Here is a 16902-nt window from a genome sequence, read left to right on the forward strand (position 1 = left end):
GTTCAGACGTCGCTGGTCTTGGGCGGATTGTGGGCACTTTCCTCGCCCGAGCCTGCAGGCAACTCGGCCTGGGTGGCCTTGATGCGCTTGCGGACACCGGTGAAGGCCGGCATATGAATTGACACGGTCAGCCCGGGTGACGTCTTGCCCGGGTAAGTGTCGCTCAGCACGATGTGCCCCTGGTGGATCTCGGCCACCGCACTGACCAGACTCAACCCCAGACCATTGCCGGGCAATGAACGGCTCTTGCCAACCCGATAGAAACGCTGGAAGACCTGATCCTTCTCGTCGTCCGGTATCCCGATTCCGCTATCACGAACCTCGAAAACCGCGTCTGCGCCGTCTCTTCGGACCGCCACTCCGATGACGCCATGCTCCGGCGTGTACTTGATTGCGTTGTCGATCAGGTTGCTGACCATCTGGAACAACAGGTCCCGGTCGCCCTCTATCATTACGCCCTTGTCCAGACGCTGCTGGAAGGTCTGTTCTTTGTCTTCCGACAGCGCCTCGTACAATTCGCACGCGTCAGTTACCAGCTCGTCCAGGGAGACCGGCTTCATGTCGGCCGTGTTGCCCCGGGTTTCCAGGCGGGCAATGCGCAGCAGGGCGTTAAAGGTGGCCAGCAACTGATCCGCCTCGGCCACGGCGCGACCCGCCTGTTCGCGGGCCTCATCGTTGTCCACAGACATGAGCGTGCTTTCCAGCTGATTTCTGAGCCGGGTCAGCGGTGTCCTCAAATCGTGGGCAATGCTGTCGGACACGTGCCGGATACCCTCCATCAGATACACAATGCGATCGAGCATCTGGTTCAGGTTTTCCGCCAACTGATCAAAATCGTCGTCGGTTCCGCGGGTGGGGATTCTGAGCGACAGATGGCCGTTCATGATCCGTCGCGAGGTGTTGTTGATCACTTCGATACGCCGGGTGGTACTTCGGCTCATCAGAAAGCCCCCGAGCAGCGCCAGTGCCAGGGTGATCCCCATCCCCCAGTTGATGGCGGTTTCAATGACCCGCTTCAGATTGGTGAGCTCATCGACGTCACGGCCCACCAGTAATCGCAGACCGCCCTGAACTTCGAATATTCGGGCGCGGGCCAGACGCTGGGGACCGTTCCAGCCAACCGCTTCGTCCAGCGTGAAATTGATCCAGCCGCTGTCGGAACGGGAGCCCTGGGGCCAGGATTCGATGTTGCCGGCGAGCTTCAGGAAATCGTCGGTCGTCAGGAGATAGATGGACTTGGCGTTCGGGTCCCGGGACACTCGTTCACGAATGATGGTGATGAGACCGTTTACACCCCGGCCACGGTACTGCTCCGCCAAACCGGCGATTTCCGCTTCGATAGTCTCGTCGGTCTGGGCAGTCATGAAGCCCGCTGTACGCCAGTAGATAAAGGCCAGTAATAAAAATACCGAGGTGGCAAACACCACCATGTACAGCAGAGCTAGCTGGAAAGACGAAGTTCTGAGTTGGCTAAGCAGTTTCACGCAACATGTACCCTGCACCCCGGATGGTCTGCAGTAAGGGTGTATCGAATTCCTTATCGATCTTCGCCCGCAGGCGACTGATGTGCACGTCAATCACGTTCGTCTGGGGATCGAAGTGATAGTCCCAGACTTTTTCCAGCAGCATCGTCCGGGTGACGACCTGGCCGGCATTACGCATCAGGTATTCGAGCAGACGAAACTCTCTGGGCTGGACATCAATGTTCTGTCCGGCACGCTTGACCGTACGCGCCAGTAGATCCATCTCCAGATCCGCCACGCGCAGCACCGTCTCAGTTTCGGCGGTCTGCCGGTTCCGGCGAACCAGGGATTCGATCCGGGCCAGCAGCTCGGTGAATGAAAAAGGCTTGGTGAGGTAGTCATCGCCACCGCCACGCAGGCCCTCAACCCGGTCGTCGACATCACCCAGCGCGCTCAGGATCAACACCGGCACCTGGTTACCCGTCGCCCGCACCGTTTTGATGATGGACAGACCGTCCATTCCCGGGAGCATGCGATCCACAATCATGATGTCGTAGTCTTCACTGGCTGCCATGAGCATGCCGTCTTTTCCGTCGGCGGCGTGATCGACAACGAAGTCGGACTCTCTCAGTCCTTTTACCAGATAATTTGCTACATCCTGATCGTCTTCGATTACCAGTGCTTTCACCGGCGGTCCTCCCGATAGCGGATTACATTAATTACCGACAAGGGTACGAAGAAGTCAGGGGGCCGGCCAGTTACGATCTTGTAAGAGGGTGTCGCCTATGGCGACGGTCGGGGCCCGCCAGAAAACCAGCCGAGACTGTCACCAGTCTCTCCCGAAGGCCTGTATTCCGCGCTTACCCAGCCTTCATAACCCATGCTGTCGATAGCCTCGAAAACATTCGAAAAGTTAATCTCCCCGGTTCCCGGCTCATGGCGGCCGGGGTTATCGGCGAATTGAATGTGCCCGATCCAGGGCAAGAGGCATTCCATGGACCGGATCAGATCTCCCTCCATGATCTGCATGTGGTAAAGGTCATACTGCAGCCGAACGTTATCGGCGTCTACTTCCTCGATCAAGGCCAGTACCTTGCCCGAGGTATCCAGCGCAAAGCCGGGCATATCCACCCGCGAGTTAATTGCCTCCAGACAGAGGGTGATGTCCTCGGCCGCCAGCTTCTCCGCCGCGAAGGCTACGTTGGCCACCAGTGTCTGCCACGCCACATCTTCAGTGACCAAGTCCGGTCGCAGCCCCGCCAGACAGTTCAATTGCCGGCAGCCCAGCGCCCTGGCGTACTCGATGGCCTGGTCTACACCGGCCCTGAATTCATCCATCCGATCCGGTAAACAGGCGATGCCCCGCTCACCAGCCTCCCAATTGCCCGGTGGCAGATTGAACAGAACCTGGGTCAGGTTGTTATCACCGAGGGCCCGGCTCAGCAGATCCTTGGGATAAGCGTACGGGAACAGGTATTCAACGCCGTCAAAGCCGGCGGCGCGGGCCTTGGCAAACCGTTCGGTAAAATCCACCTCGGTAAACAGCATCGACAGGTTGGCGGCAAAACGTGGCATGGTCTTACTCCTTGGGGCCGCGGCCAAGGGAGCCCAGGAGCGATCCGTTCAAATGCTCCAGCTCCAGCAGCAAACCGCTGTGGTCTACGTCACTGTGGCCGTTGGCGACCAATGACAGGTATTCGTTATGGACCTGTTGGGACAGCGGCAGCGTCAGCCCTTCCGCTCGGGCTTCGTCGAGAATCATACGCATGTCCTTGAGCTGAATACGGGCCGGCGCGCCGGGCGAGAAGTTCCGCTCCAGCATTCTCTGCCCGTGCAACTCGAGAATCCGACTCCCGGCGAAGCCGCCGAGCAACGCCTCCCGAACTGCAGCCGGATCAGCACCGCCCTTAGCCGCCAGCAACAGTGCCTCTGACACGGCCCCGATGGTGATTCCGACAATGGCCTGGTTCGCCAGCTTGGCCAGCTGACCGGATCCTACCGGCCCGATTCTTGTGCAGGTGCCCAACACCGAAAAGATTGACTCAGCGCAGGCAAGGTCATCCTCGGATCCTCCGGCCATGATGCTCAATCGGGCTTCGGCCGCCCCCAGTGTGCCTCCGGATACGGGCGCATCGACGTAGTGGGCGCCCTGCTCGGCCGCAAGTTCAGCATGGCGACGGGCGACCGAAGGCTGTACCGAGCTCATATCGATCAACAGCGCGCCGGTTCTGAGTGCGCCCAGAGTGCCCTGGCCTACCAGAACCTGCTCCACCACGTCGCTGTTCTCCAGCATGGTGATAACCACATCCGCATCGCGCACCGCCTCTGCCGGTGAAGGTGCAATTCCGGCTTCACCGGAGAATGGCTCGCATTTACTGGCCGTTCGGTTCCAGAGCGTCATCGGGAATCCCGCGTCCAACAGATTGCGCGTCATGGGCTCGCCCATCAGGCCAATCCCCAGGAAAGCAATGTGCGGTCGTTCTGAAGTCATACCCGTAAGTTCCATGCCGTGGTCTGAAGAAATATGTGTCGTCGAGTATACAAACAAAAACGCCACCAACCGGAACGGTGGTGGCGTTTTTGGGAGATCCGCTTCTCGAAGCCTTCGAGTCAGGCCACTTCGGCCATCTGGTTCCGGATCTTCTTCATGGCGTTCTTCTCAAGCTGGCGAATCCGCTCGGCAGATACCCCGTACCTGTCTGCCAGCTCGTGCAGCGTGGACTTGCTGTCCGACAGCCAGCGCTCCCGCAAGATGTCCTGACTGCGATCATCCAGGCCGCCCAGTGCTTCCATCAGACGTCCGTTGGAGTCCTCGGTCCAGTCAGCATTTTCAAGCTGGGTGGCGGGATCGCTGCGACGATCCTCGAGATAGTACGCCGGCGCCTGATAGGCGTTGTCGTCGTCATCGTCCATCGGGCCATCAAAAGCCGTATCCTGAGACGCCAGACGACCTTCCATCTCGCGGACCACACGGGGCTCGACGCCGAGATCGGCAGCCACAGCATTCAGCTCGTCGTGATTCAGCCACGCCAGCTTTTTCTTCTGACTGCGCAGATTGAAGAACAGCTTGCGCTGGGCCTTGGTGGTCGCGACCTTCACGATGCGCCAGTTACGCAGGATAAATTCATGGATCTCTGCCTTGATCCAATGCACCGCGAACGAGACCAAACGCACCCCATATTCAGGGTTGAAACGCTTCACCGCCTTCATCAGGCCAACGTTTCCTTCCTGGATAAGGTCGGCCTGGGCCAGACCGTAGCCGGAATAGCTCCTGGCGATATGAATCACGAATCGCAGGTGAGACAGAACCAGTTGACGGGCGGCCTCAACATCACCGTCGTAATGGAGCTTTTCTGCCAGCTCCCGCTCTTGATCCGCCGTGAGAACCGGAATGCGACCCGCAGCCTGAATATAAGACTCGAGATTGGCACCCGGAACCAGTCTGTCAATCAACTGTAAACTCGTACCCATGCTTTGCCCTCCGAACCTGACAGTCATTAAATATAGCAACTAAAAATTTGACTGCCAAGAACCTGAAAAGTTCCCGAATTCTTCAGTAAAACGTTTAAAATCAACTACCTGAAAAACTCACCGTGGCTTGCTCTGGCCCCCAAACTACCCCGGGCCCCTCTGCACTTTCAATACGGTTTTCCCGCAATCCGGATCATCCTCCGGCTATTTCGCCAGGCTCAATATCGTCCAGATGCCGCTTTACTGCGACCCAGGCGCCCAGCCAGCCTAGCAGCATCGCTGCAATAATCAACGCCAGGGCACCATCAAAGCTTAGTCCGTTCAGGGAAAACTCGCTGCGATAAAGCCCGGCCAACCGCTCAATCGGGCCGCTCAGCCACCAGAGCGACAGTTGCAGCAGTACCCAGGCAACAATGCCACCCCCGAGGCCGAACCAGGCACCGGTGTAGAGAAATGGCCGTCGCACGAAGGCATCGGTTCCGCCCACCAGCTTGGCCACCAGAATTTCATCACGCCGGTTTTCGATCGCCAACCGGACGGTATTGCCAATCACCAACACCACGGCAGCCGCCAACAACAGAGAGAGGGCCCAAACCGCCCGCGCCAGCAGATCGGTCATGGCGTTCAGTCGCTGCAGCCAACCCAGATCCACCTGAACCCGCTCGATGCCTTCCATTTCCTGGACAAAGCGCAGCAACCCTTCGACTCCAGCTTCGGAGCGAGCACCCTCTTCCGGTGTGATGAGCAGAGTATGGGGCAGCGGGTTGTCCTCAAGATAGTCCAGCGCATCTTCCAGGCCCGAGGACGCCCGAAATTCGCTCAGCGCATCCGCCCGATTGACCAGCTCCACCTCGGCCACCCGTCCATCGCCCCCGATTTCCTCACTCAGGGCGCGGGCATCTTCCAGGGGCACCTCCAGCTCAAGGTAGGCGGTCAGGCGGGCACTGCTCTCCCAGCCGGCACTTACACCTTCGAGAGAGGCGAGCAATAGCAACAGGGCGACGGGCAGCGCCAGCGCCACCCCCATAACGGTCCAGGTCATGAGACTGGCTACCGGCGTTCGCCAAAGACGTTCGGCGCTGTCGCGGGCGACCTTGCGATGGTGGTTCAGGTAGCTTTCCGCCTGCTGACGCCAGGGCGCACGGGAAGTGTTTGCGCCCCGGACAGCATCGGTCTTTCTGCGCGGGTCAGTGGCCACTCACACCTCCCACCAACGGGGTGCCGCCGGCAACCAGCCGACCGTGATCGAGGGTCAGGGTACGGCGACCCATCTCGTTGATCAGGGCAATATCGTGGGTGGCGATCAACACCGTGACACCGACCTGACTGAACTGCCCGAACAGGTTCATGATGTCCGCCGACAGCTCCGGGTCCAGGTTACCGGTCGGCTCATCCGCCAGCAGTACCGGCGGTTTATTGACCACCGCCCGGGCAATCCCGACCCGCTGCTGCTCACCGCCAGAGAGCTGCATGGGATTCATCTTTTCTTTGCTGAGCAATCCGACCTTGTCGAGCGCTGCCCGCACGCGGCGACCGGCATCCCGGGGTGACGCCCCCATGACTTCCAGGGGCATGGCAACGTTGTCGTACACGGTGCGGTCAAACAGCAACTGGTGGTTCTGGAATACCACACCGATATGGCGACGGATATAGGGAACCTGTCGGCGAGGCAAGCGATTCAGAAGCTGCCCACCGACAACCAGCTCGCCGGCACTGGGCCGCTCCATGACCATGATCAGCTTCAACAGGGTGCTTTTCCCGGCACCGGAGTGGCCGGTCAGGAACGCCAGCTCGCCTCGGTCGAGGTTGAAATTGACCTGACGCAGGGCCGTGTGATCACTGTCGTACCGCTTGGTGACCTGACGAAACTCAATCATGGCTGGCTACTGCTCCAGTAAAGCCGGTGTTTAGTCAAAGAGTGCATCCACGAAGGTTTCGGCATCGAAGCTACGCAGGTCATCAACCTGCTCACCGACACCGATATACCGGATGGGCAGCTGCAACTGACGGGCAATGGCGAACACGATACCGCCTTTGGCGGTGCCGTCCAGTTTCGTCAGGGTGATCCCACTCACGCCGACGGCCTGCTGAAATACCTGGGCCTGACTCAGGGCGTTCTGCCCAGTCCCGGCATCCAGCACCAGCATCACTTCATGGGGTGCCGAGTCGTCGAGCTTTTTCATCACCCGAACCACCTTCTCCAGCTCGTTCATCAGGTTGTCCTTGTTCTGCAACCGGCCGGCGGTATCGGCAATCACCACGTCAACCTCACGGGACTTTGCGGACTGGATGGCATCGAAGATCACCGACGCGCTGTCGGCACCTGTGTGCTGTGCCACGACCGGGACATCGTTGCGCTCGCCCCACACCTGCAGCTGTTCCACTGCGGCGGCACGGAAGGTATCCCCCGCCGCCAGCATCACCGACTTGCCCTCTCCCTGGAACTTCTTGGTGAGCTTGCCGATGGTGGTGGTCTTACCCACGCCGTTCACGCCCACCATCAGGATGACGTACGGCTGCTTGCCAGCATCGATCGTCAGTGGCTTGGTGACATCCTTCAGCAAACCGTGCAGCTCATCCCGCAGGGCCTGACGCAGGGCTTCCCCATCCTTGAGCTGATTGCGCTCAAGTTTGTCAGTCAGGGATTCAATGATTTCCGAGGTTGCGGTCACGCCCACGTCTGCCATCAGCAAGGTGGTCTCGATCTCCTCCAGCAGGTCTTCGTCGATCTTCTTGGTCAACGAGAACAGATCAGACATGCCACCGGTCAGGCTCGCACGGGTCTTCCCCAGGCCCTGCTTGATGCGGTCAAAGACGCTGAGCTGGGGTTCCGGTTCGGGAGCAGGCTCCGGTTTTGGTTTTGGCTCTGGTTCAGGCGCCGCCTCTGGTTCGGGTTCCGCTTTCGCAGGAGCGGACTCCACCGCGGTGCCTTCGACCTCAGGGCTTTCCTTTTCAACCGGCTCGGCCGGTGCCGGACCTTCCGCCACCTCCGGCTTGCGCTGGGGCACCGGTTTCGGACGCGGTGCTCGACTGCGGTTGGCCGCGATATCCAGCACAAATACGAGCACAAGAAGGGCCAGGAGGCCGATTGAAATCCACTCTGCCGTCATAAAGTCATACCATCAATCTGAATGGGCGGGACAAATAAAGCCGACATTCTAGCAGACTGTCCCGTTGAAGTGAGGGGCACCAGGATTATCGCGCCCGGCACCGTTTCGGCTAACATGCTGCCCGGAAACACCGAATCCGAACCACCTCTGGAGCTACTATCATGGCGCGCAGAAAACCCGCTGGCCGGGGACCGTTGAACAAGCCCGCCCGCGAAGCCGGACGCACCGGGGACGGCGTGGGTGAGCTGCGCATCATTGGTGGCGACTGGCGCAGCCGGAAACTCCGGTTTCCCGATGCCGGCGGCGTGCGGCCATCCCCCGCCCGCACCCGAGAAACCCTGTTTAACTGGCTTTCCTTCCAGCTGGCCGGTAGCGACTGCCTGGATTTGTTCGCCGGCTCCGGCGCTCTGGGACTGGAAGCCCTGTCCCGCGGTGCCGGCAGCGCCACTCTGGTTGACCACACCCCGGCTCTGGCACGAGCCCTCCGTGACAACCTCCGGTTGCTGAAATCGAAAAAAGGGACTGTGGTCTGCGCGAGCGTGGACACCTACCTTGCCCATCGCGAGCGCGCGCCCTTCGACATAGTCTTCATGGACCCGCCTTTCCGACAGGGTTGGCTCGAGCGCATCATTCCACTGCTGGATGAACAGGGTTGGCTGAAGCCGCGAGGCTGGGTGTACATCGAGCACGAAAGTGACAGGACCACACCCGCCGTCCCCGCCCACTGGCACCTTCATCGTCAGAAAACCGCAGGCCAGGTCACCTACTGCCTGTTCCAGGTTCAGCCAGACCAGGTCGAGGGCATCAGCTAAGCCACGAAGCGACCGACCGGCCACAAAAAACCCCGCCGAAGCGGGGTTTTTGATCAGGCGGCGGGCCTCAGCGAGTAGGCGCGCAGGTGCTCGGCAAACTCTTCCAGGTAACGGATGCCACTGGCCTCCGCCTCCTTGCACCATTCCATCAGCGCATTCAGTTTTTCCTGGGGCTTGAGCCCCCGCTGACGCCACAACGCCTGAAGCTCGTGACTCTTTTCATACAGCTGGCGGAGCATGGCATTGCGCTCCAACACAGACTCCAGGGTTTCTTTCTCTTTTGGGTGGATCAGCGAGACCTCCCGGGAAAGCAGCTGTTTCAGCTTGCGGTACCGTGGCCGGATTTCGTCGTCCATCAGCACTTTTTGCTGACGCAGGGCCGGCTCCATCACCCGCTTGCGATACTGTCGCATGATGTCAAACCGGTTATTGGCAATGGCCTGTACGGTTTCCACATCCACGTCCTGCTTGCCCGGCACATGGTGGGCAATCGGACGATAGCCCTTGGGCTTCGCCAGTCCAAACAATTGGAACAGACGGATATAACCCCAACCAATATCCACTTCGTACCAGCGACGGGACAGCTTGGAGGAATTGGGGTAGGTGTGGTGATTGTTGTGCAGCTCTTCTCCACCGATCAGGATACCCCAGGGAGAAATATTCCGGGCGTTGTCGGCACATTCGAAATTACGGTAACCGAACCAGTGGCCAATGCCGTTAACCACACCGGCAGCCCAGACCGGAATCCACATCATCTGAATCGCCCAGATCCAGATCCCGTGGACGCCAAACAACGCCAGATCGATGACCGCCAGCAGCATGATACCCAGCATCTTGTAGCGGCTGTAAACGTTGCGCTCGATCCAGTCCTCCGGAGTACGCTGACCATAGCGTTCCAGGGTTTCCGGGGTCGCGGCGGTTGCATACAGTTCGGCGCCTTCCAGCAATACTTTCCGGATGCCGAGAACGACCGGGCTATGCGGGTCTTCTTCGGTTTCACACTTGGCGTGATGCTTACGGTGAATGGCCGTCCACTCCTTGGTATTCTGAGCAGTGGTCAACCACAGCCAGAACCGGAAAAAGTGCTTGAGAACCGGGTGCAGATCCAGCGAGTTATGGGCCGAATGGCGATGCAGATAGAGCGTTACACTGACAATGGTGATATGGGTCATACCCAGGGCAACAAGAATCAGCTGCATCACCGACAGGTCAAGAAGACCGTTAAACCACATATAAATTCCTCAAATCAATTCAGCGGCTTGCGCCACATCGAAAGGCAAGGCGAGAGGCACTATTCGACTTTCGAAGGGGATAACAAACCATCCCCACCACTTTAGCGTACGCCTGTTCGCTGTCACAACAGCATTTGGCTCCAAATTTGTTACTAATTACACTTAATCTGTTTTTTGCCCCGCAGCCAACCAGCTGAACAACGATCGTTTTCCGCCCGGAGTAGCGCCGAGTGCCTGAATTGCCCGAAGTTGAAACCACCCGACGTGGCATTGCCCCCCACTGTGAGGGCCAGACCATTACCCGGGTTACCGTACGTAACCCCAGCTTGCGCTGGCCGGTACCCGAGGACCTGGCCCAACGGCTTGAAGGTAAGGTCATCCGAACCGTCGACCGTCGGGCAAAATACCTGTTCCTGAACCTGGATGGTGGCACTGTGATCGTGCATCTGGGCATGTCCGGAAGTCTGCGCGTCGTAACTGACCACACCGCTGCCCTGACCCACGACCACGTTGAACTGGAGCTGGGCTCCGGCGTCATTCTGCGCTTCAACGATCCTCGCCGCTTCGGGTGCTGGCTCTGGTCCGACGCTGCAGACCACCACCCCCTGATTGCAAACCTGGGGCCGGAACCGTTGTCGCCCGAGTTCAACGGCCCGCTGCTGTATCGCCTCTCCCGGGGCAAGCAAACGCCGGTGAAGTCTTTCATCATGGACAATCACGTTGTGGTGGGCGTTGGCAACATCTACGCCAACGAAGCCCTGTTCAAGGCGGGCATCCACCCCAAACGAAAAGCCGGGCGCATCAGCCTGGACCGCTACCATCGCCTGGCTGAGGCGATCCGCGAGACCCTCAGTGCCGCCATTCTCATGGGCGGCACCACGTTACGGGATTTTGTTAACAGCGATGGCAAACCCGGCTATTTTGCCCAGTCGCTGCTGGTATACGGCCGGACCGGTGAGCCCTGCGGCGAATGCCAGAGCCTTTTGAGGGAGATCCGCATGAACAACCGGTCCACCGTCTACTGCCCCCGTTGTCAGCGGTAGCAGTCCGCACAAATGCACATTTTGCAACGAAAAACCGTTTGAAAATACGTAAATATGATTCATAGTTAACAGAGAAACTATGCCCTTCGTTTACACTGGGAAGGCATATTGAGCGCTCAAACTGGCGCCACCGGAACCCAAAGGGCCGATAAGTTCAGGAGACAGTACAATGACCCTAAAGATTTCCCGCACACTGATGGCCACCCTGGCCGCCTGCCTGCTGGCATTTTCCTCCGTTGGGCATGCGCGCGCCGTGGACGAGACGCCATCAGCCCTGGCCATGACCGGTGACGCCATTTTCGCCCGCCCGGTTCTGTTTGCCACCACCATCGTTGGCAGCGCCGTATACCTGGTGTCCCTGCCATTTTCACTGCTCGGCGGCAACGCCGGAGAGGCCGGCGAAGTACTGGTTATGGGCCCGGCCAAAGCCACGTTTGTTCGCTGCCTTGGCTGCTCCCGGACTGGCCGCAAACCGGAATCGGTCGAACAGACCAGCAACTGATTCTTTTCGAATCCGTATTATCCCGGCTTGCCAAGGCCGGGCTTCTCCGGCAGCCTGAAGAAAATCCTTCAGGCTGTTTTGTTTATGGTGAACTGGTCTTCCCTCGATACAGTGTTCCTCGATATGGATGGAACCCTGCTCGATCTTCACTTCGATAATTACTTCTGGCTCGAACACCTCCCACGCCGGTACGCGGAGAAGAACGACCTGGCGACCGAGGCGGCGAAGGACCACCTGATCCCGATGATTATGGCCGAACGTGGCTCCCTGAACTGGTACTGCACCGACTATTGGAGCGACCGCCTTTCCCTCGACATTACCGGCCTCAAGGCCGAAGTCGGCGATCGAATTGGCTACCGCCCGCACGTCACCGACTTTCTTGATGCGCTGGGGACACTCGGACTGCGCTCGGTGATAGTCACCAATTGCCACCCCGACCCCCTGAATCTCAAGCTTGAGCGCACCGGGCTGGACAGCCGCGTCGATGGCATCGTCTCCAGCCACCAGTTGGGCAAGGCCAAGGAAAATCCTCAGTTCTGGCAGGATCTGCAACAACTGGCCCCTTATCAGGCCAGCACCACTCTCATGGTGGATGACAGCTTCCCGGTCCTCGAAAGCGCCCGCCGGGCCGGCATTGGCCAGTGCCTGGCGGTACTGGCCCCGGACAGCCAACAGGGTGCCCGTGACCACCATCCGGAGATCCCCGGCATTCATCACTTTGACGAACTGTTACCGGCGTTGCGTCAGCACCGGTCTGTGCCATCCGGTCAATGAGCGGGTTATAATCACAGCATACGCTCATCAGGTGAGGAGACATGACGGCATCCACCGCTGACGAACATCGTGTAAGACTCGACAAATGGCTTTGGGCAGCGCGCTTCTACAAGACCCGCAGCCTGGCCAAGGAAGCCATCGAAGGCGGCAAGGTCCACTACAACAGCCAGCGCTGCAAGCCCGGCAAGGTGGTGGAAACCGGCGCCAAAGTGACCCTGCGACTGGGCTGGCAGGAGAAGGTGGTGATCATTGATGACATCAGTGACCGTCGCCGGGGTGCGCCCGAAGCCCAAAAGCTTTACCACGAAACCGAAGACAGCGTAAAAAAACGCGAAGATCTGGCCTGGCAACGCAAAACCATGCAGGCCGCGCAGTTACCGCCGGCCCGGAGACCGTCCAAAAAAGACCGTCGCGACATCCAGCGCTTCCGTGAGCAAAACAACATCTGAACCCTTTCAGAGCGCCCCCGACCATCCCGGGACGCGGAATCGAACCCAATTAGCAGTCAGTATTTTCAGGAGACACACCATGGCATCCCGTGACCAATTTCAGCGCTTTATTTTCGAGGACAGCCAGGTCCGGGGCGCATGGGTCCAACTGGGTGAGAGCTACCGGGAGATCGGCAGCCAGGCCCCCTACCCCGAATCCATCCGGGACCTGCTTGGCGAAGCCCTGGTCGCCAGCGTACTGATGAGCAGCACGCTGAAGTTCGAGGGCACCCTGTCATTGCAGGCCCAGGGAGAAGGCCCCCTGCGAACCCTGATGGCGGAGTGCAGCCACGACCGCTACATTCGCGGGCTGGCAAGGTTCGATGAACATGCCATGAGTGAAGACGACTTCCACAACCTGCTGGGCGAAGGCCGAATGGCCATCACCATCACCCCGAACAGGGGTAACCGGTACCAGGGCGTGGTACCCCGGGAAGAAGAAACCCTCGCCGCCTGCCTTGAAGAATATTTCGAGCGCTCCGAGCAGATTTCCACCAGCCTGATACTGTTTGCCGATGAAAACAGTGCTGCCGGATTGCTGCTCCAGCGCCTGCCCGGTGCAACCGATGGTGACGACGATCTATGGGACCGGGTGAACCACCTGGCACGGACTGTGGAAGAGTCAGAACTACTGGAACTGGACAGCGAAACTGTCCTCCACCGTCTGTTTCACGAAGAAACCGTGCGCCTGTTCGAACCCGAAGCGGTGGCATTTCGTTGCAGCTGTTCAAGGGAACGGACTCTCGGTGCGCTCGAGGCGATTGGCCAGGAGGAGTGCTACAGCATCCTCGACGAACAGGGCCAGATCGACATGGATTGCCAGTTTTGTCACGCACACTATCGCTTCGATAGAAACGATATTGATCACCTTTTCACCGGTCATACGCTACACTAAAGGCTTTATTGATTCGCCCGAAAGCCAGTCAGGACGCGGCTTTCAGGGCAGTCGTTTTTCACCGGCGTCTCTGGCATAATAGCGCGCCTGAATTGACCCGATTGCTCAGATTTCCGCCAGTTAATGGGGGGGCGGCCTGAGCAGTCACGAAGACATTCCCGAGGGCGAGGTCGAAGTGAGCAACACTTATACTGATCTGAGTACAGCACGACTGGTCGAGCTGGCACTGGCACGTAACGAAGGCCAGCTGGCTGCCAACGGTTCACTGGTTGTGAAAACCGGTGAACGGACAGGCCGGTCTCCCATGGACCGCTACATCGTCGAAGAACCGAGCACGGCTGACGATATCCACTGGGGACCAATCAACCGCCCGTTCGACGCCGACAAATTCGACGCCCTCTGGGACCGCGTTGAGGCCTACATCGCCGAGAAAAACCAGTTCGTTTCTCACGTTCATGTGGGCTCAGATCCCGAGCATTACCTGCCGGTCAAGATGACCACCGAGACGGCTTGGCAGAACCTGTTCGGCCGTAACCTGTTCATCCGCCCGGACAGCTACAACCCGGCCGACAAGCAGGAGTGGCAGATCCTGAACGCCGCCAATTTTGAGTGCGACCCCGAGCGTGATGGCACCAACAGCAACGGCTGCGTAATGATCAACTTCGCCAAGCGTAAGGTCCTGCTGGCCGGTATGCATTACGCGGGCGAAATGAAGAAAGCGATGTTCTCCGTGCAGAACTTCCTGCTGCCGGAGAAAGACGTACTGCCGATGCACTGCTCGGCCAACGTTGGCGAAGACGGCCAGACCTGCCTGTTCTTCGGTCTCTCCGGCACCGGCAAGACCACCCTCTCTGCGGATCCGCACCGCTTCCTGATCGGCGATGACGAGCACGGATGGGGCCCCGGCACGGTCTTTAACATTGAAGGCGGCTGCTACGCCAAATGCATTGATCTCTCCCAGAAGAACGAACCGATCATCTGGGACGCGATCCGCTTCGGCGCCATCGTCGAGAATGTCACCATTGATCCGGAAACCCGTGAGCCGGACTACACCGACGTGTCGCTCACCGAGAATTCCCGCTGCGCATACCCGCTCGAGCACGTTGAAAAGCGCGTTATCGAGAATCGCGCCGGCGAGCCTTCGCACATTGTCTTCCTGACCTGCGACATGACCGGTGTACTGCCGCCGGTATCAATCCTGTCCAAGGAAGCAGCGGCTTACCATTTCCTGAGTGGCTATACCGCACTGGTCGGTTCCACCGAGATGGGCTCCTCATCCAAGCTGAAGTCCACCTTCTCCACCTGCTTTGGCGCTCCGTTCTTCCCGCGTCCGGCCGGCGTTTACGCCGAGCTGCTGATGAAACGCATGGACGAGTTCGGCAGCAAGGTCTTCCTGGTCAACACCGGCTGGACCGGTGGTCCCTATGGCGAAGGCAACCGATTCAGCATTCCGACCACACGGGCCATCATTGCCGCCATCCAGAATGGCGACCTGGACGATGCCGAGACCGAGCATCTGCCAACCCTGAACCTGGATGTTCCCAAGCATGTGCCAGGCGTGGATTCCGAGCTGCTGAACCCGCGTAACACGTGGGTAAGCCCGGATTACTACGACGGCAAGGCCGAGGAGTTGATCGCCCAGTTCGTCGATAACTTCAAGAAATTCGACGTCTCGGAAGCCATCGTCGAAGCTGGCCCGAAGCTCTAAGGCCTAACCCGACGTTGAAAAAAGCGCCCGGCGAAAGCCCGGCGCTTTTTTTGGTCAGGGGAAAAGTGTCTACAATCGCGGTTACACCGGGCAGTCCCCACAGATCGCTGTTTTGTGGCAAAGTACTCGCTTAAGGACTGCTTTTTATTTCTCCAAACACGGTCATGGTATGAAAGAAACGCTTCGACAGCTTTGCTCGCCAATTCTCAAGCCGCTGGAGTCGGGAGAGGTTGGCCCCAATTACAAAGCCTCCCACCGAACCATCCTCAATGTGGTTGGCGTCCTGTTTCTGACGCTCTCGACAATTTCCACAGGTGCACTCCTGTACACGGGCCAACTGGGCGCCCTTGTTCCGGTCCTGGTTTTTCTGGGAATCGGTGGACTGTCTCTGATCGTCGGGGTCCTGGGTAAGGATGCCGCGGTTTCCCGGATGTGGGGCAACCGCTGAACGGCCCGACAATAATCCTCCAGAGGAACCAGAACCCCGTCATTCTGTCCAAGCTGCAAAAAGGAAAACAAGGCCAACATTCTGAACGCACGTTTTGATGTCGTGCCCCGAAAGAGGAGGCTGGCATGAGCACTGCGCGCGTATCGGAACCCGAGCAGACAGCACGGGCCTATGAACAACGACTGGTACCGGCGCTGTTTCAGGACGTCGCGCAACGCCTGGCGGAGGTTGCCACCGTCCACACCGGCCAGGACGTCCTCGACGTGGCCTGCGGCACCGGTATTCTCGCTCGGGCGATTGCACGGCAGTACGAGGGCCTGGGCTCGGTCACCGGGCTGGATCTCAACCCCGACATGCTCGCCGTCGCTCAAAGCCGGGCACCGGGCATCGACTGGCGCCAGGGTGACGCCGAATCGCTTCCGTTCCAGAACCAGTCCTTCGATGTGGTCGTCAGCCAGTTCGGGCTGATGCTCTTCCCGTCCCCCGCCCTTGCACTGCAGGAGATGTACCGGGTTCTCCGGCCCAAGGGGCGACTGCTGGTGGCGGTATTTGACTCAATCGACCGGATACCGGCGTACCAGGCAATGTCAGCAGTCTTTGGTCGCACAGTCGATCCAGCGGTCGGTCAGGCGCTGCAGCTTCCCTTTGCCCTGGGTGACACCCGCAAGCTCACCGCACTGTTTGCCAGCGCCGGCATCAGTGCGCCCGAAATCAAAACCTTCGAAACCACTGCTCGCTTTCCCGGAGTCCGGGAGATGGCCCTGGCCGACATCAAAGGCTGGTTTCCATTTGCCGACATCCACCTGGACGATCCAGTCATTGAGGCGGTCGTTGCGCACGCTGAACCGGCGCTTGCGCCATTTTGCACGGGCACAGGGACCATTGAGTTTCAGGTTCCGGTCCACGTTCTCAGCGCCGTAAAATTCTGATCCTTAACCCCGGACACCCGGACAGGA

General features: G+C 59.2%; 18 protein-coding genes. 9 read left to right on the forward strand and 9 right to left on the reverse strand.

The features are described 5' to 3' along the window. Positions 1–2 precede the first annotated feature (2 nt). The 8 genes from KZO34_RS09150 to ftsY form a co-directional block, all read right to left on the reverse strand. Positions 3–1484, reverse strand: coding sequence for a sensor histidine kinase (locus KZO34_RS09150; protein ID WP_219475895.1), 1482 nt, complete (start codon positions 1482–1484; stop codon positions 3–5). After that, positions 1471–2151 carry a winged helix-turn-helix domain-containing protein gene (locus KZO34_RS09155; protein ID WP_219475898.1) on the reverse strand — a complete coding sequence of 227 codons (681 nt, stop codon included), beginning with the start codon at positions 2149–2151 and terminating at the stop codon, positions 1471–1473. The genes KZO34_RS09150 and KZO34_RS09155 overlap by 14 nt, the downstream gene beginning before the upstream one ends. 95 nt (positions 2152–2246) lie before the next feature. Beyond that, positions 2247–3038: a hydroxypyruvate isomerase gene (gene hyi / locus KZO34_RS09160; RefSeq protein WP_219475899.1), complete on the reverse strand. Its 792-nt coding sequence runs from the start codon at positions 3036–3038 to the stop codon at positions 2247–2249. A 4-nt stretch (positions 3039–3042) separates the two neighbouring features. Continuing rightward, positions 3043–3954 carry an NAD(P)-dependent oxidoreductase gene (locus KZO34_RS09165; RefSeq protein WP_219475902.1) on the reverse strand — a complete coding sequence of 304 codons (912 nt, stop codon included), beginning with the start codon at positions 3952–3954 and terminating at the stop codon, positions 3043–3045. A 119-nt stretch (positions 3955–4073) separates the two neighbouring features. Continuing rightward, the gene (rpoH, locus tag KZO34_RS09170; protein ID WP_219475904.1) at positions 4074–4934 is read right to left on the reverse strand and encodes an RNA polymerase sigma factor RpoH; all 861 of its coding nucleotides are present in this window, start codon (positions 4932–4934) and stop codon (positions 4074–4076) included. Positions 4935–5127: 193 nt separating this feature from the next. Next, positions 5128–6132: a permease-like cell division protein FtsX gene (gene ftsX, locus KZO34_RS09175; protein WP_219475905.1), complete on the reverse strand. Its 1005-nt coding sequence runs from the start codon at positions 6130–6132 to the stop codon at positions 5128–5130. Continuing rightward, a complete protein-coding gene (ftsE, locus tag KZO34_RS09180) occupies positions 6122–6811 on the reverse strand; it encodes a cell division ATP-binding protein FtsE (RefSeq protein ID WP_219475906.1) in 690 nt (229 codons plus the stop codon). Before ftsE ends, ftsX begins: the two co-directional genes overlap by 11 nt. Before the next feature lie 30 nt (positions 6812–6841). Beyond that, the gene (gene ftsY, locus KZO34_RS09185) at positions 6842–8044 is read right to left on the reverse strand and encodes a signal recognition particle-docking protein FtsY (RefSeq protein ID WP_219475907.1); all 1203 of its coding nucleotides are present in this window, start codon (positions 8042–8044) and stop codon (positions 6842–6844) included. A 161-nt stretch (positions 8045–8205) separates the two neighbouring features. Between ftsY and rsmD the strand changes: the two genes are divergently transcribed. Then, positions 8206–8856: a 16S rRNA (guanine(966)-N(2))-methyltransferase RsmD gene (gene rsmD, locus KZO34_RS09190; protein WP_219475908.1), complete on the forward strand. Its 651-nt coding sequence runs from the start codon at positions 8206–8208 to the stop codon at positions 8854–8856. A gap of 53 nt (positions 8857–8909) precedes the next feature. Here rsmD and KZO34_RS09195 read toward each other — a convergent pair whose 3' ends face one another. Further along, on the reverse strand, positions 8910–10088 hold the full coding sequence (locus tag KZO34_RS09195; protein WP_219475909.1) for a DesA family fatty acid desaturase: 1179 nt from the start codon (positions 10086–10088) through the stop codon (positions 8910–8912). A gap of 230 nt (positions 10089–10318) precedes the next feature. On the opposite strand from KZO34_RS09195, the gene mutM reads away from it, so the two are divergent. From mutM to KZO34_RS09235, 8 genes are all read left to right on the forward strand, one after another. Continuing rightward, positions 10319–11131, forward strand: coding sequence for a bifunctional DNA-formamidopyrimidine glycosylase/DNA-(apurinic or apyrimidinic site) lyase (mutM, locus tag KZO34_RS09200; RefSeq protein WP_219475910.1), 813 nt, complete (start codon positions 10319–10321; stop codon positions 11129–11131). Positions 11132–11300: 169 nt separating this feature from the next. Beyond that, positions 11301–11633 carry a hypothetical protein gene (locus tag KZO34_RS09205; protein WP_219475911.1) on the forward strand — a complete coding sequence of 111 codons (333 nt, stop codon included), beginning with the start codon at positions 11301–11303 and terminating at the stop codon, positions 11631–11633. A gap of 84 nt (positions 11634–11717) precedes the next feature. Then, positions 11718–12407, forward strand: a complete 690-nt coding sequence (gene yrfG / locus KZO34_RS09210) for a GMP/IMP nucleotidase (RefSeq protein WP_219475913.1) — start codon at positions 11718–11720, stop codon at positions 12405–12407. 41 nt (positions 12408–12448) lie between these two features. Beyond that, positions 12449–12856 carry a ribosome-associated heat shock protein Hsp15 gene (gene hslR / locus KZO34_RS09215; RefSeq protein WP_219475914.1) on the forward strand — a complete coding sequence of 136 codons (408 nt, stop codon included), beginning with the start codon at positions 12449–12451 and terminating at the stop codon, positions 12854–12856. A gap of 79 nt (positions 12857–12935) precedes the next feature. Continuing rightward, positions 12936–13790, forward strand: a complete 855-nt coding sequence (hslO, locus tag KZO34_RS09220; RefSeq protein ID WP_219475917.1) for an Hsp33 family molecular chaperone HslO — start codon at positions 12936–12938, stop codon at positions 13788–13790. A 175-nt stretch (positions 13791–13965) separates the two neighbouring features. Continuing rightward, positions 13966–15498: a phosphoenolpyruvate carboxykinase gene (locus KZO34_RS09225; protein WP_219475918.1), complete on the forward strand. Its 1533-nt coding sequence runs from the start codon at positions 13966–13968 to the stop codon at positions 15496–15498. 169 nt (positions 15499–15667) lie between these two features. Beyond that, positions 15668–15946, forward strand: a complete 279-nt coding sequence (locus tag KZO34_RS09230; protein ID WP_219475920.1) for a hypothetical protein — start codon at positions 15668–15670, stop codon at positions 15944–15946. Positions 15947–16071: 125 nt separating this feature from the next. After that, positions 16072–16875, forward strand: coding sequence for a class I SAM-dependent methyltransferase (locus KZO34_RS09235; RefSeq protein ID WP_219475922.1), 804 nt, complete (start codon positions 16072–16074; stop codon positions 16873–16875). The last annotated feature ends 27 nt before the right edge of the window (positions 16876–16902 follow it).

This window comes from Marinobacter sp. F4206, assembly GCF_019392195.1.
Lineage (GTDB): Bacteria > Pseudomonadota > Gammaproteobacteria > Pseudomonadales > Oleiphilaceae > Marinobacter.